Origin of the sequence: Barrientosiimonas humi (assembly GCF_006716095.1) — a bacterium.
In the GTDB taxonomy this organism is placed as follows: Bacteria; Actinomycetota; Actinomycetes; order Actinomycetales; family Dermatophilaceae; genus Barrientosiimonas; species Barrientosiimonas humi.
The window spans coordinates 893,612-907,538 of record NZ_VFOK01000001.1; the positions used below are offsets into that span (position 1 = coordinate 893,612).

Sequence of the window (13,927 nt, forward strand, 5' to 3'; positions counted from 1 at the left end):
TCGGTGGTGACGCCCGAGCACCAGGAGCACCCATGACCCCGACCACGCCCACCGCGCCGGCGACCGCCGACGCGTCCCTGACGGCGGCCCGCGCCCGCAGCGACCTGCTCGCCGCGACCATCGACGACCCGAGCGCTCCCGGCCGGGCGGGCCTGCGCGTTCTCACCGGCGACCGCCCGACCGGAGACCTGCACATCGGTCACTACCTCGCCAGCCTTCGCAGCCGAGTCGCGTTGCAGGACAAGGGGATCGAGACATACGTCATCGTCGCCGACTACCAGGTCATCACCGACCGCGACGCGATCGACAACGTCCGCCGCGACGTCCTGAGCGTGGTGACGGACTACCTCGCTGCTGGGATCGACCCGCGCCGCAGCACCGTCTTCGCCCACTCGGCCCTTCCGGAGCTGAACCAGCTGATGCTGCCGTTCCTGTCGCTCGTCACCGACGCTGAGCTGCGCCGGAACCCGACGGTCAAGGACGAGCTCCTCGCGTCCGACCGACCGCTCTCCGGTCTGCTGCTGACCTATCCGGTGCACCAGGCCGCGGACATCCTCGGGGTGCACGGCACGGTCGTGCCGATCGGGGCCGACAACCTCCCGCACGTCGAGCAGGCCAGAGTGGTCGCACGGCGGTTCAACCGGCGCTACGCCGCGGGGCAGGAGGTCTTCACCGAGCCGACCGCGCTGCTCACCGACGTGCCCCTGCTCGCCGGTCTCGACGGGCGCAAGATGAGCAAGAGCCGGGGCAACACGATCCCGCTGCGGGCGAGTGCCGACGAGACGGCCGCGCTGGTGCGGGGCGCGCGCACCGACAGCGAGCGGCTGATCACCTTCGAGCCGGAGCGACGGCCGGAGGTGGCCAACCTGCTCCGGATCGCCGCCGGGTTCCTCGACCGGCCGGCGGAGTCGCTCGCCGAGGAGATCGGCGACGGGGGAGCGGCAGCGCTGAAGCGGGTCGTGACCGACGCGATCAACGACGGACTGCGCGACCACCGTCGGCGCCGGGCCGAGCTGGTGGCCGACCCGGCGTACGTCCTGGGTGTCCTGCGCGAGGGCAACGCGCGGGCGCGCTCGGTCGCCACCAGCACCCTCGCGACCGTCCGGGCCGTGATGGGCATGGCCTACTGACCCGGTCGGTCGGCACGCCGCAGCCGGAGGGGGAGTCGGGCGGGCAGTCGAACTAGCGTTGGCCGGGTGCTGCCCGCCGACCACGTGCTCGACCTGTTCGCGGTGCCGGGTGACGTGCGCCCGCTGCCCGGCGGCCGGGGCGGCAGCGTGCTCGCCGGCGACCTGGTGCTCAGCCCGGGCCGCGACGCGCGGGTCGCCGACCTGCTCGACCCGACGCTGGCGCGGCTGGCCGTCGCGCTCGACACCCGCCCCGGTCGGCGCGCGCAGGACCTGCGCATCGCCGTGCCGGTGCCTGCGCGTGACGGGTCGTGGGTGGTCGACGGATGGGGCGCGAGTCGCTTCGAGCCCGGCACCCGGGCGTGCACCGACCTCCCGGTGCTGCGCGCCACCGGCGCCGTGCTGCACGCCGAGCTGGCCCTGGCCGTGCGCTCGTGGCCGCCCGCCCAGCAGCCGCCGCGCCACCGGTGGGACGTCGCCGAGCGGGTGGCGTTCGGAGCGGCGGACCGCCTCGACGAGACGCCGGTCGGGTCGGACGAAGTTCCCTCTGCCACAGCCGATCTCGTGCACGAGTTGCTGCGCGCGCGCACCGATCACCCGATCGGCCCCGACCAGCTGGTGCACGGGGACCTCGCCGGCAACGTGCTGATCGACCCGGCGGGCGCACCGGTCGTGATCGACCTCTCGCCCTACTGGCGGCCGGCGCTGTGGGCGGAGGCCGTGTGCGTGCTCGACGCGGTGATGTGGCTGGGCGTCGTGCAGGAGTGGACGTCCGGCGCGCAGCGCGAGGCGATGCTACGGGCCGGGATCTTCCGGCTGGTCGCCGACCAGCCGGAAGACCCCGAGCCCTACCGCCGCGCCCTGGGCGCGCTGCTGTCGCTCAGTCGCCCTTGACGTTGACGATCTGCCGCAGCGTGTGCCGGACCTCGACCAGGTCCGCGGCGTCGGCCATGACCACGTCGATGTCCTTGTACGCCTGCGGGATCTCGTCGACGAACGCGTCGGTGTCGCGATACTCGATCCCGACCATCGCCTCCCGCAGCTGGTCCTGGGTGTACGCCTTGCGCGCCTTCGTCCGCGACAGCGCCCGTCCGGCGCCGTGCGGCGAGGAGTTCAGCGACACCGGGTTGCCCAGCCCGGAGACCACGTAGGACGCGGTGCCCATCGACCCGGGGATGAGCCCCGGGCGACCCCGCTCGGCGTTGATCGCGCCCTTCCGGGAGACCCACACCTGCTTGCCGAAGTGCTTCTCCTGCTCGGTGTAGTTGTGGTGGCAGTTGATCCGCTCGGCCTCGACCAGCGAGTCGAGACCGACCCACCGCCGCACCTGCTCGGCGACCCGGTCCATCATCTCCTCCCGGTTGAGCAGCGCGAACTGCTGCGCCCACCGCAGCTCGCGCACGTAGGCCCAGAACTCCTCCGACCCCTCGACGAGGTAGGCAAGGTCCTTGTCCGGCAACGAGATCCACCACTTCTCGCACATCCGCTGCGCGACCTTGATGTGGTGCTGGGCGATCTTGTTGCCGACGCCCCGCGAGCCCGAGTGCAGGAACAGCCACACCCGGTCCTCCTCGTCGAGACTGATCTCGATGAAGTGGTTGCCCGAGCCGAGCGTGCCCAGCTGCAGCCGCCAGTTCTTCGCGTAGGACTCCGGGTCGAACCCGGCCTGCTCCGCCGCGGCGGCCAGCCGGTCCAGCCGCTCCTGGGTGTGCTCGCGGCTGATCTTCCGGTTGTAGCCACCGGCGGACAGCGGGATCGACCGCTCGATCTGCTCGCGCACCGCCGCCCGGTCCTGCGGCAGGTCGGTCGCGGTCAGCTCGGTGCGGACCGCGATCATGCCGCAGCCGATGTCGACGCCGACGGCCGCCGGCATGACCGCGCCCAGCGTCGGGATCACCGAGCCCACCGTCGCGCCGAGCCCCAGGTGCGCGTCGGGCATCAGCGCCAGGTGCGGGTGGATGAACGGCATCGTGGCCGTGCGCTCCGCCTGCTCCCGGGTCGCGGGCTCGAGCACGCTCGCCCAGCTGAGCAGCTTGTCGTTGATCTTCTCCATCGTCCGCTCCTTCCCGTGAGCAGTCTCGGGTGTGCCGCCGGTTCGGCGGCGACCGAGAGTGACACGCGGGAGATGCTGGCCGCCAACGGTTTTCGGCGGTTCCTCGCCGAGACCGACTCGGGCGCCGGGGCGGTCGTGCAGGCGTCAGCGGGCGGCGCGGATCAGTCCCGCAGGAACTGCGGCACCCGGTCCTTCGGCCGGCCGATGATCGCCCGGTCGCCGCGCACCAGCACCGGCCGCTGCATCAGGCGGGGGTGCTCGGCGAGCACGTCGGCGACCTGCTCGGGCGTCTGCACGTCGGCGTCGGTCAGGCCGAGCTCGGTGAACAGCTTGTCGCGCCGCACCAGGTCGCTCGGCTCGTCCTCGAGCTTGCCGAGCAGGTCGAGCAGCGCCGCGCGGTCGAGCGGCTCGCTGAGGTATCGCACCACGTCGGTGTCGACCCCGGCCGTCTCGACCTCCTCCAGCGCCGCGCGCGACGTGGAGCAGCGGGGGTTGTGCAGCAGCGTGAAGTCAGCCATGCCGGCAGGCTAACGGGCTGCTCGGCGGGGCTCGGCCGGTCGCGGCTCAGCCGGCCGCGCTCTCGCCCTGCTGCAGCCGGTCATACGCCGCCCGGCAGGCGCCGCAGTCGCACGTCGTCGACGCATGCATGGTGCCCGAGTTGCGTGTGCTGCCAGGCGGATACAGCGGCTCGGGTCTGCCCCCGGGATGGCCGTACGTCTGCTGCAGCTGCGGGGCCGGGTCCGCCTGCGCCGCTCCCCGGTTGCAGCAGCTGCACGAGGAGTAGCCGCGCGAGCGCGGCTCGTGCCACCCGGTCGCGTGGCCGCAGGCGCGGCAGCGGTGCATCAGCACGCTCATCGCGGCGCGCCACCTTCTGGACGGATCGGCATCAGCAGCGACAGCGCACCGTCGCCGCCGCGGACCGCGAGCGGGGAGATCGGGCCGTCGAGGCGCAGCACCGGGTCGTCGCCCGCGGCCGTGACCGCGTCGAGCAGGAACTCGTGCCGCACCGTGATGCCGGGGGCGCCCGGGCCCGCACCGGTGGACGAGGCGGGAACGATGGTCGCGGTGCCGGACCGTTCGTCGATCTCGAGATCCGTTGTCTGCCAACGGGACTCGACGGCTGATCCGGAACTCTGGTCCTGCCCCTCCAGCAGCCGTCGGTAGTCCGGGAAGTCTCCGTCGACCAGCCCTGCCGAGCAGCCGGCGGTCCCGACCTGCAGCGAGACCTCGTCCTCGACCAGCGCCAGGCTCACCGCCGTCGACCCGTCGGTGCCGCGCAGCAGGTCACCCACCTCGGCCAGCCAGGCTGCGGGCACGACGCCCCGGGCGTACCCCTGCCCCGCCCGGCCATCCTCCGGCTGCCACACCTCGACCTCGTGCACCGCCAGCCGGTAGCGATCGGTCGCCACCATCCGCAGCAGCCCCGGCTCGATCTCGCACAGCGCGCTGTGCAGCACGGGAAGGTCCGGGTCCCGGCCCACGGCGAAGGCCACGGCCTCGATCAGCCGGCGCAGGCCCGCGGCGGCGACGGAGACGCGCACGGCCGCGGACTCGCCCTGGTCGCCCAGCCCGGCGCGCAGCCGCGCGATCTCGCGACGGGCGTCCTCGAGGCCGCCCTCCAGCCGGCGCAGGTGGGCGGTGAGCAACCCGTCGACCAGCTCGACGTCGTGGTGCTGCTCCACGGCCTCGCGGATCTCGGCCAGCGGGAGACCGACCCGGCGCAGACCCGCGACCAGGTGCGCCACCGCGACCTGGCCGGGCGCGTACCGGCGATAGCCGCTGGTGGAGTCGACGGCCTGGGGGCTCAGCACGCCGGCCCCGTCGTAGAAGCGCAGCGCGCTCACCGTGAGGCCGCTGCGGCGGGCCACCTCACCGATGGGGAGCAGATCGGTCATGGGGCTACTCCACACCCTCGACCGGGTCGAGGGTCCATCCGCAGCGACGACGCGTCCGCGCCAGGCAGGCCGCCGGGGAGCGCAGCAGAACCCACCGATGAAAAAGCTGCAGCGCGCGACGGCGGACCGTCACGCGCTGCAGCCGGGGGAGCGAGTCGGCTCCGAGAGGCGCGGCTGCGCCTGCTCAGCTGCCGATCGCGCCGCTCTCGTCCTCGGGGTCACGCTCGGGCGGAAGCGGCATGCCCTCTTCGGTGGCCGTGCTCTCCTCGTCCTCCTGATAGACCTCGTCCGTGTGCTCGCGCTCTGTGTCGGGATCAGGCTGCGTCGTCATGGCACCAGGTTAGAGGGCTCGCGCCGGCGCTTCACCCGAGCCTGGCCGCCAGGCCGGCAGGGGTGGCACGATGCCCGCGATGAGTGACGACGTCGCGTCTCGGTCGGATCGCCGGCACCCGGTGGTCGCGGTGGTCGGACCCACCGCGACGGGCAAGTCCGACCTCGGGGTCGAGCTGGCCCTGGCGCTCGGGGGAGAGGTCGTCAACGCCGACGCGTCCCAGCTCTACCGCGGCATGGACATCGGCACGGCCAAGCTGAGCCCCGGCGAGCGGCGCGGGGTCGTCCACCACCAGCTCGACGTCATCGACGTGACCGACGAGGCGAGCGTCGCCGCCTACCAGCAGGCCGCCCGCGCCGACATCGACGCGATCAGCGACCGCGGCGCGGTCCCGGTCGTCGTCGGCGGGTCCGGGCTCTACGTGCGGGCAGCGCTCGACCGGTTGGAGATCCCGCCCACCGACGCCGCCGTGCGCGCCCGCTGGGAGTCGCGCCTGGCGGCCGAGGGCCCAGCCGCGCTGCACGCCGAGCTCGCCGCTCGCGACCCCGCCGCCGGCGCCGCGATCCTCCCCAGCAACGGCCGTCGCGTCGTGCGGGCGCTCGAGGTCGTCGAACTGACCGGCCGGCCGTACAGCGCGACCATGCCGACCCGCGAGCTCGTCCGTCCCACCGTCATGCTCGGCCTCCGGGCCGACCGCGACACCCTTGACCGACGGGTCGAGGCCCGCGCCCGGAGGATGTACGACCAGGGCCTGCTCGACGAGGTCCGCTCGCTCCTCCCGCACGGGCTTCGCGACGGGCGCACGGCCAGCCGCGCCATCGGCTACGCCCAGGCGCTGCGCGTGCTCGACGGCGCCCTGACGCCCGAGGAAGCCGTCGCCGAGACCGCGCAGGCCACCCGCCGGCTCGTCCGGCGGCAGGAGTCGTGGTTCCGCCCCGACCCGCGCATCCACTGGCTCGACGCGACGGCGCCCGACCTGCTCCAGCAGGCGCGACGACTCGTGGAACGCCCAGCAGACTCTGCGACGATGGGCCGGTGACCACCACCATCCCGTTCGCCAAGGGCCACGGCACGCACAACGACTTCGTGCTCGTGCCCGACCCCGACGGCCGGCTGCCGCTCGAAGCCGGCACCGTCGCCTTCCTGTGCGACCGCCGCGGCGGCATCGGCGGGGACGGTCTGATCCGCATCACCCGCGCGGCCCACGTCGACGACGCCCCGGAGGGCCTCGACCCGCAGGCGTGGTTCATGGACTACCGCAACGCCGACGGCAGCGTCGCGGAGATGTGCGGCAACGGCACCCGGGTGGTCGCCCAGTGGCTCACCGAGGCCGGCGAGATGCGCGACTCCGTCGACCTCGCGACCCGCGCCGGGGTGAAGCGGATCGTCAAGACCGACAACGGTTTTGCGGTCGACCTCGGCCCCTGGGGGCTCAGCCGCGCCGACGAGGCGCAGCAGCGCGGCATGGACAGCGTGGTGCAGGTCGTCGGCGCGCCCGACCCCCTGCCCTCGCTCAGCCTCGACCTGGGCAACCCGCACACGGTGGTCGCGCTCCCGCCGGAGTTCGACCTGCAGGCCCTCGACCTGACCGCCGCACCCCACGTCGACCCGCACCCCCCGCACGGCACCAACGTCGAGATCGTGCGCGCGATCGGCACCGGTCACATCGCCATGCGGGTGCACGAGCGTGGCGTCGGCGAGACCCAGTCGTGCGGCACCGGGGCGGCGGCCGCGGCCCTCGCGACCTGGTGGTGGGCCGGCCAGCCGCAGGACCAGCTCGACTGGCGGGTCGACGTGCCCGGCGGCACGGTCGGCGTGCACATCGCTCGTGACCGGGTGACCCTGTCCGGCCCGGCGGTCATCGTCGCCCGGGGCGAGGTCAGCCTCCCGGCTCCTCGCGGCTGACCCGCAGCACCCGGAAGCCCTTCGAGCTGGCCAGCCGCGCGGCGGTCAGGCCGGGCAGCTCCCGCCCGATCCAGCTCTGCAACGAGTCGGCCCCGAGGTTCTTCTGCACCACGAGGTATGCCCGCCCGCCCGGCGCGAGCCGGGGCAGCCAGGTGCGCAGCAGCTCGTGCAGCACCGCCTTGCCGACCCGGATCGGCGGGTTGGACCAGATCTCGTCGAACACGACGTCGGCCGGCACCTCGTCGGCGGTCACCGCGCGCACGCCGTCGCAGCCGAGCCGAACGGCGTTGCGCCGCAACAGGTCCAGCGCCCGCTGGTTCACGTCGACGCCCCACACCACGGCCTGCGGCTGGGCCAGCGCGAGCGACAGCGAGATCGGTCCCCAGCCGCAGCCGAGGTCCAGGAAGGTGCCGGCCGACTCAGGCGGCTCGACCTGGCGCAGCAGCACGGACGTCCCGGCGTCGATCCGCCCGGGGGAGAAGACGCCGGGGGCCACCTCGACCTCGCGCGGGGCGCCGGCGAGCTCGACGCTGAGCGTGCGGCGCTCGTCGGCGCTGGCCGGCTCGGCGGTGAAGTAGTGGTCGCCCGGCTCGTCGGGCCCGGGCCGCTCGGGGGTCACGTCGCAGGAGCCTAGGAGTCGTCGTCGCCGGGCACGTCGAGACCCTCCCGCTCGTCGCGGTCGGCCCACTCCAGCAACGGGGTGAGGTCGTGCTCGACGTCGTCGATGCCGGCGTGCAGGTCGCCCAGCTCGGCGAACCGCGCGGGCACGGTGGCCATGGTCAGCTCCTGCGGCTCGACGTCGGCGATCTCGTCCCAGCGGATCGGGGTCGACACGGTGCCGCGCGGGTTGCCGCGCACGCTGTAGGCCGAGGCGATCGTGTGGTCGCGCGTGTTCTGGTTGTAGTCGACGAAGACCGCTGCAGGGTCGCGGTCCTTGCGCCACCACGTCGTGGTCGTGTCCTGCGGTGCCCGCCGCTCGACCTCGCGGGCGAAGGCCAGGGCCGCCCGGCGTACGTCCGCGAACCCCCAGTCGGGCCGGATCCGCACGTAGACGTGCAGCCCGTCGCCGCCGGAGGTCTTCGGGAAGCCGGTGATCTGCAGCTCGTCGAGCACCTCCTGCGCGACGCCCGCGACGCGGCGCACCCGGTCGAAGCCGGCCTCGGGCATCGGGTCGAGGTCGATGCGCCACTCGTCGGGGCGCTCGGTGTCGGCGCGGCGGCTGTTCCACGGGTGGAGCTCCACGGTCGACATCTGCACCGCCCAGATCACCGACGCCAGCTCGGTGACGCACAGCTCGTCGGCCGTGCGGTCATACCTCGGGAAGGTCACCCGCACCGTCTCCAGCCAGTCGGGTGCCCCGCGCGGGACCCGCTTCTGGTGCACCTTCTCGCCGGCGAGGCCCTCGGGGTAGCGGTGCAGCATGCACGGCCGCTCGTAGAGCGCCCGCACGATGCCCTCGCCGACCGCGAGGTAGTAGTCGGCGAGGTCGCGCTTGGTCGCCCCCGTCTCGGGGAAGTAGACCCGGTCAGGGCTGGAGAGGCGTACGACTCGCTCACCGACCGTCAGCTCCACCGGTTCGCCGTGCTCGGACTTCTTGCCCGCCATCTCGCCTCCGCCGTTGCGCCGCGACGCCGCCCCGGACGCCGCGACCCAGGCTGCCACCTCGGGCTCCCGCGGGGAGTAAACAACTCGCCCGCGGCGTTGACGGGTGAGAACCTATGGAGAACATGACTGAACGAGACGAGCTGCTGAGCGGCCGCGCCGAGGCGCTGGCCGCCACCAACGACACCGACCCGCGCTACGACGAGTCCGGCTTCCTCATCGACGGTTACGACGGCGAGCAGCTGGACCGTCAGGAGCGTGCTGCGCTGCGCCGGGTCGAGGGCCTGAGCACCGAGCTGCAGGACATCACCGAGGTCGAGTACCGCCAGCTCCGCCTGGAGCGGGTCGTGCTGGCCGGCGTCTGGTCCGAGGGGACCGCCGAGGACGCCGAGAACTCGCTGCGCGAGCTGGCCGCGCTGGCCGAGACGGCCGGTTCGACCGTGCTCGCCGGCGTGATCCAGCGCCGCAGCCGGCCCGACCCCGGCACCTGGATGGGGTCCGGAAAGGCCGAGGAGCTGCGCGAGGTCGTGATCGCCGAGGGCGCCGACACCGTCATCGCCGACAGCGAGCTCGGCCCGAGCCAGCGCCGCGCGCTGGAGGACATCGTCAAGGTGAAGGTCATCGACCGCACCGCGCTGATCCTCGACATCTTCGCCCAGCACGCGAAGTCCAAGGAGGGCAAGGCGCAGGTCGAGCTGGCCCAGCTGAGCTACCTCCTCCCGCGCCTTCGCGGGTGGGGTGAGTCCATGTCGCGCCAGGCCGGCGGTCAGGCCGCCGGCGGCCAGGGCATGGGGTCGCGCGGTCCGGGTGAGACCAAGATCGAGCTCGACCGGCGTCGCATCAACAGCCGGATGGCCAAGCTCCGCAAGGAGATCGCCACGATGAAGACCGCCCGCGACACCAAGCGTCACTCCCGGCGGTCGAACCACGTGCCGAGCGTCGCGATCGCGGGCTACACCAACGCCGGCAAGTCCTCCCTGCTCAACCGGCTGACGGGTGCGGGCGTGCTGGTGCAGAACCAGCTGTTCGCGACCCTCGACCCCACGGTGCGTCGCGCCGAGACCCCCGACGGCCGCCTCTACACGTTGGCCGACACGGTCGGGTTCGTGCGCGCGCTGCCGCACCAGCTGGTCGAGGCGTTCCGCTCCACGCTGGAGGAGGTCGCCGACTCCGACCTGCTGCTGCACGTGGTCGACGGTTCCCACCCCGACCCCGAGTCGCAGATCTCCGCGGTGCGCGCGGTGCTCGCCGACGTGGGCGCGACCTCCGTCAAGGAGATCATCGTCGTCAACAAGGCCGACCTCGCCGACCCCGAGGTCGTCGACCGGCTGCTGCGCAGCGAGAAGCACGCCATCGCGGTGTCGGCCCGCACCGGCGCCGGCATCGACGAGCTGCGCCGGCTGGTCGCCGACGAGCTGCCGCGGCCCGACATCCGGGTCGACGTGGTGCTGCCCTACGACCGCGGCGACCTGCTCTCCCGCCTGCACGACGAGGCCGAGATCATCTCGACCGAGCACGAGGCCGACGGCACCCACGTCCACGCGAAGGTGACCCCGACCCTGCAGGCCGAGCTCGAGGCGTACGCCCGCGTCTGAGCGAGCGGTTCGCGCGCCCCTATCCTCGGGCGCGTGAGCACACCGAAGCCCACCGCCGAGCACGCCCGCCTGGCCGAGTCCGAGGACGACCTCGCCCCGTGGCGCGTCTGGGGTCCCTACCTCAGCGCGCGGCAGTGGGGGACCGTGCGCGAGGACTACTCCGTCGACGGGAACGCCTGGGACTCCTTCCCGTTCGAGCAGGCGCACACCCGGGCCTACCGCTGGGGTGACGACGGGATCGCCGGCCTCACCGACCGCTACGGCTTCCTCAACGTCGCGGTGGCGTGCTGGAACGGGCGCGACGACCGGCTCAAGGAGCGGCTGTTCGGGCTCACCAACGGGCAGGGCAACCACGGCGAGGACGCCAAGGAGTACTGGTGGCACCTGGACGCCACTCCGACCCACTCGTTCGCGCAGTACCTCTACCGCTACCCGCAGGCCGCGTTCCCCTACGCCCGGCTGGTCGAGGAGAACGCCCGGCGCGGCCGGGACGAGGACGAGTTCGAGCTGTCCGACACCGGCGTGCTCGAGGGCGACCGGTTCTTCGACGTCGTGACCACCCACGCCAAGAACGGTCCGTTCGACGTGGTGGTGCGCATCGAGGCGACCAACTGCGGACCCGACCCCGCGCCGCTCGACCTGGTGCCGCAGGTGTGGTTCCGCAACACCTGGTCGTGGGGTCGCGACGACCGGCGGCCGTCCCTGCGCCGCGACGGAGACGGGTTGCTGCTGCAGCACGACTGGCTCGGCGAGTATCGGCTGACGCTCGATCCTGTTGCCCGAATCTTGTTGTGCGACAACGAGACCGACGTCATGGCGACGTTCGGCGGTGCGGACGGGCAGCCGGCGTACCCGATCACGGCGGTCGACCGGGCGGTCGTGCACGGCGACGACTCGCTCCTCGCGCCCGACGACCACGCCGCGACCAAGGCCGGGCTGTGGTGGCACTTCGAGCAGGTCGCACCGGGCGAGACGGTCGGCGTGACGCTGCGGCTGACCCGCACCGACCAGGACGCCGGCGCGACCGCCGACGAGGTCGTCGCCCGCGGGCGCCGCGAGGCCGACGAGTTCTACGGCCAGGTCATCCCGGCCGGCACCAGCGAGGTCGACCGGCAGGTGGCCCGCCGCGCGTTCGCCGGGCTGCTGTGGTGCAAGCAGCTCTACCGCTACGACGTGCGGCAGTGGCTCGAGGGCGACCCGGCGCAGCCGGCACCGCCGCCCGAGCGGCTGCAGCCCCAGCCGGCGGGTCGCAACACCGACTGGCGCACGCTGTCGCTCGCCGACGTGATCTCGATGCCGGACGAGTGGGAGTACCCCTGGTTCGCGTGCTGGGACCTGGCGTTCCACACGGTGGCGCTGGCCCACCTCGACCCGTGGTTCGCCAAGGAGCAGCTGGTCCTGATGTGCCGCGAGTGGGCGATGCACCCCAACGGCCAGCTCCCGGCGTACGAGTGGAACTTCTCCGACGTCAACCCGCCCGTGCACGCGTGGGCGGCCTGGCAGGTGTACGAGCTCGACGGCCGGACCGACACCGGGTTCCTCGTGCGGATCTTCACCAAGCTGCTGCTCAACTTCGGCTGGTGGGTCAACCGCAAGGACTCCGACGACTCCAACCTGTTCGAGGGCGGCTTCCTCGGGATGGACAACATCGGCCCGTTCGACCGCTCCGCACCGCTGCCGGAGGGGCAGCGGCTGGAGCAGTCCGACGCGACGAGCTGGATGGCGTTCTTCTGCCTGTCGATGCTGCGCATGGGGTGGGAGCTGGCGCGCATCGACCGGGCCTGGGACGACACGGCCACGAAGTTCCTCGAGCACTTCCTGTCGATCGCCGAGGCGATGGACAGCTTCGGCACCACCAACGTCTCGCTGTGGGACGAGGACGACGGCTTCTTCTACGACGTGGTCGTCGACGACGACGGCAGCGTCACGCAGGTGCGGGTCCGCTCGCTCGTCGGTCTGCTGCCGCTGCTCGCGGTCGTCTGCGAACCCGACTGGGTGCGAACGGATCTCGCCGACTACACCGCTCGGATGGGGTGGCTGCTGGAGCGGCGCCCGGAGCTCACCGACGCGGTGGTGCACAGCGAGCACGACGGCAGTCCCGACACCACGCTGTCGGTGCTCACGAACGAGCGGCTGCAACGGCTCCTCGGGCGGATGCTCGACGAGGGCGAGTTCCTCTCGCCGCACGGCATCCGGTCGCTGTCGGCGGTCTACCGGCAGGGCACGACCGTGCCGATCGACGGGGCCGACCTGCCGATCGCGTACGAGCCCGCCGAGTCGCGCAGCAACCTGTTCGGCGGCAACTCCAACTGGCGCGGACCCGTGTGGTTCCCGATCAACCTGCTGCTCACCGACGCCCTGCGCACCTTCGCCACGGACATGGCCCGCGACCTGCAGGTGGAGTTCCCCACCGGGTCGGGTCGCCAGGCCGGTCTCGTCGAGGTCGCCGACGCGATCGACGACCGGCTCATCGCGCTGTTCCGGCCCGACGCGTCGGCCGACGGGCGGCGGCCGAGCGACCCGGTGCACGTGCCGACGGGGGAGCGGTGGCAGGCGCACCCGACGTTCAGCGAGTACTTCCACGGCGACACCGGCCGCGGCCTCGGCGCCTCCCACCAGACCGGCTGGACCGCCGGCGTCGCCCACCTGATCTGCCGCCCGCGCTGACCCGGCCCCTCCCCGCCCCGAGTCCGTCCGCATGAAACCGGGTTAGGTGCATGTGACCCTGATCCAGTGGGGTCAGATGCACCTAACCCGGTTTCATGCCGGCGTAGCCTCCGACCATGACCTCCCTCTCGCAGTTCAGCGCCACCACGATCAGCGGCGAGGACAAGCTGCTGTCCGACTACGACGGACAGGTCGTGCTGGTCGTCAACACCGCGAGCGAGTGCGGTTTCACCCCGCAGTACGCCGGGCTCGAGGAGCTGCAGGGCAAGTTCGCCGGCCGCGGGTTCACCGTGCTGGGCTTCCCCTGCAACCAGTTCGGCGGGCAGGAGCCGGGCGACGCGCAGCAGATCGGCGCGTTCTGCGAGAAGAGCTACGGCGTCACCTTCCCGATGTTCGACAAGGTCGAGGTGAACGGCTCCGGCGCGCACCCGCTCTTCGCGTGGCTGCGCACCCAGAAGTCGGGGCTGCTCGGCGACCGCATCAAGTGGAACTTCACCAAGTTCCTGCTCGGCCGCGACGGGCAGGTGATCGAGCGCTACGCCCCGACCACCAAGCCCGAGGCGCTCGAGGCCGACATCGAGCGCGCGCTGGGCTGACGCGCCCGGGCCCGCACGGCGCCGGAGGTCCGTTCCGCTGCTGCGGTGCTCCGCCGGAGGGTGCGCTGAGCCGCACGGTTCTGCGGTGGTCCGCGAGGGCGTACGCCCGCGGCGGAGCCGCCGTGCACCGCACCTGGGGACGACGCTCCGACCCGT

At 72.8% G+C, this 13,927-nt stretch carries 14 protein-coding genes; 7 read left to right on the forward strand and 7 right to left on the reverse strand.

The window, feature by feature from the left end:
* Positions 1–32 precede the first annotated feature (32 nt).
* Entirely contained in the window at positions 33–1,130 is a 1,098-nt protein-coding gene (gene trpS / locus FB554_RS04240; protein ID WP_142004779.1) for a tryptophan--tRNA ligase, read from the forward strand.
* Between the two features lie 66 nt (positions 1,131–1,196).
* Positions 1,197–2,021: an aminoglycoside phosphotransferase gene (locus tag FB554_RS04245; RefSeq protein WP_142004780.1), complete on the forward strand. Its 825-nt coding sequence runs from the start codon at positions 1,197–1,199 to the stop codon at positions 2,019–2,021.
* Here the strand turns inward: FB554_RS04245 and FB554_RS04250 are convergent.
* From FB554_RS04250 to FB554_RS17065, 5 genes are all read right to left on the reverse strand, one after another.
* A complete protein-coding gene (locus FB554_RS04250; RefSeq protein WP_142004781.1) occupies positions 2,008–3,180 on the reverse strand; it encodes an RtcB family protein in 1,173 nt (390 codons plus the stop codon). The two genes, FB554_RS04245 and FB554_RS04250, sit on opposite strands and share 14 nt — an antisense overlap.
* A gap of 161 nt (positions 3,181–3,341) precedes the next feature.
* Entirely contained in the window at positions 3,342–3,698 is a 357-nt protein-coding gene (locus tag FB554_RS04255) for an ArsC/Spx/MgsR family protein (RefSeq protein WP_142004782.1), read from the reverse strand.
* Positions 3,699–3,744: 46 nt separating this feature from the next.
* Positions 3,745–4,035 carry a hypothetical protein gene (locus tag FB554_RS04260; protein WP_142004783.1) on the reverse strand — a complete coding sequence of 97 codons (291 nt, stop codon included), beginning with the start codon at positions 4,033–4,035 and terminating at the stop codon, positions 3,745–3,747.
* Positions 4,032–5,075, reverse strand: coding sequence for a DNA polymerase III subunit beta family protein (locus tag FB554_RS04265; protein WP_142004784.1), 1,044 nt, complete (start codon positions 5,073–5,075; stop codon positions 4,032–4,034). Before FB554_RS04265 ends, FB554_RS04260 begins: the two co-directional genes overlap by 4 nt.
* A gap of 184 nt (positions 5,076–5,259) precedes the next feature.
* Positions 5,260–5,406, reverse strand: a complete 147-nt coding sequence (locus FB554_RS17065) for a hypothetical protein (protein ID WP_170206777.1) — start codon at positions 5,404–5,406, stop codon at positions 5,260–5,262.
* A 79-nt stretch (positions 5,407–5,485) separates the two neighbouring features.
* Between FB554_RS17065 and miaA the strand changes: the two genes are divergently transcribed.
* On the forward strand, positions 5,486–6,445 hold the full coding sequence (gene miaA / locus FB554_RS04270) for a tRNA (adenosine(37)-N6)-dimethylallyltransferase MiaA (protein ID WP_142004785.1): 960 nt from the start codon (positions 5,486–5,488) through the stop codon (positions 6,443–6,445).
* On the forward strand, positions 6,442–7,311 hold the full coding sequence (gene dapF / locus FB554_RS04275) for a diaminopimelate epimerase (RefSeq protein ID WP_142004786.1): 870 nt from the start codon (positions 6,442–6,444) through the stop codon (positions 7,309–7,311). The genes miaA and dapF overlap by 4 nt, the downstream gene beginning before the upstream one ends.
* Here dapF and FB554_RS04280 read toward each other — a convergent pair.
* Both FB554_RS04280 and ligD read right to left on the reverse strand, forming a co-directional pair.
* Positions 7,286–7,930, reverse strand: a complete 645-nt coding sequence (locus FB554_RS04280; protein ID WP_142004787.1) for a class I SAM-dependent methyltransferase — start codon at positions 7,928–7,930, stop codon at positions 7,286–7,288. The genes dapF and FB554_RS04280 overlap by 26 nt on opposite strands.
* Before the next feature lie 11 nt (positions 7,931–7,941).
* Positions 7,942–8,916, reverse strand: coding sequence for a non-homologous end-joining DNA ligase (gene ligD / locus FB554_RS04285; RefSeq protein WP_142007421.1), 975 nt, complete (start codon positions 8,914–8,916; stop codon positions 7,942–7,944).
* A gap of 122 nt (positions 8,917–9,038) precedes the next feature.
* Here ligD and hflX point away from each other — a divergent pair, with 122 nt between their 5' ends.
* From hflX to FB554_RS04300, 3 genes are all read left to right on the forward strand, one after another.
* On the forward strand, positions 9,039–10,508 hold the full coding sequence (gene hflX / locus FB554_RS04290) for a GTPase HflX (protein WP_142004788.1): 1,470 nt from the start codon (positions 9,039–9,041) through the stop codon (positions 10,506–10,508).
* A gap of 33 nt (positions 10,509–10,541) precedes the next feature.
* Positions 10,542–13,175 (forward strand): MGH1-like glycoside hydrolase domain-containing protein, encoded by a 2,634-nt coding sequence (locus FB554_RS04295; protein WP_211344528.1) that lies wholly within the window; start codon positions 10,542–10,544, stop codon positions 13,173–13,175.
* 116 nt (positions 13,176–13,291) lie between these two features.
* The gene (locus tag FB554_RS04300) at positions 13,292–13,771 is read left to right on the forward strand and encodes a glutathione peroxidase (RefSeq protein WP_142004790.1); all 480 of its coding nucleotides are present in this window, start codon (positions 13,292–13,294) and stop codon (positions 13,769–13,771) included.
* Positions 13,772–13,927 lie beyond the last annotated feature (156 nt).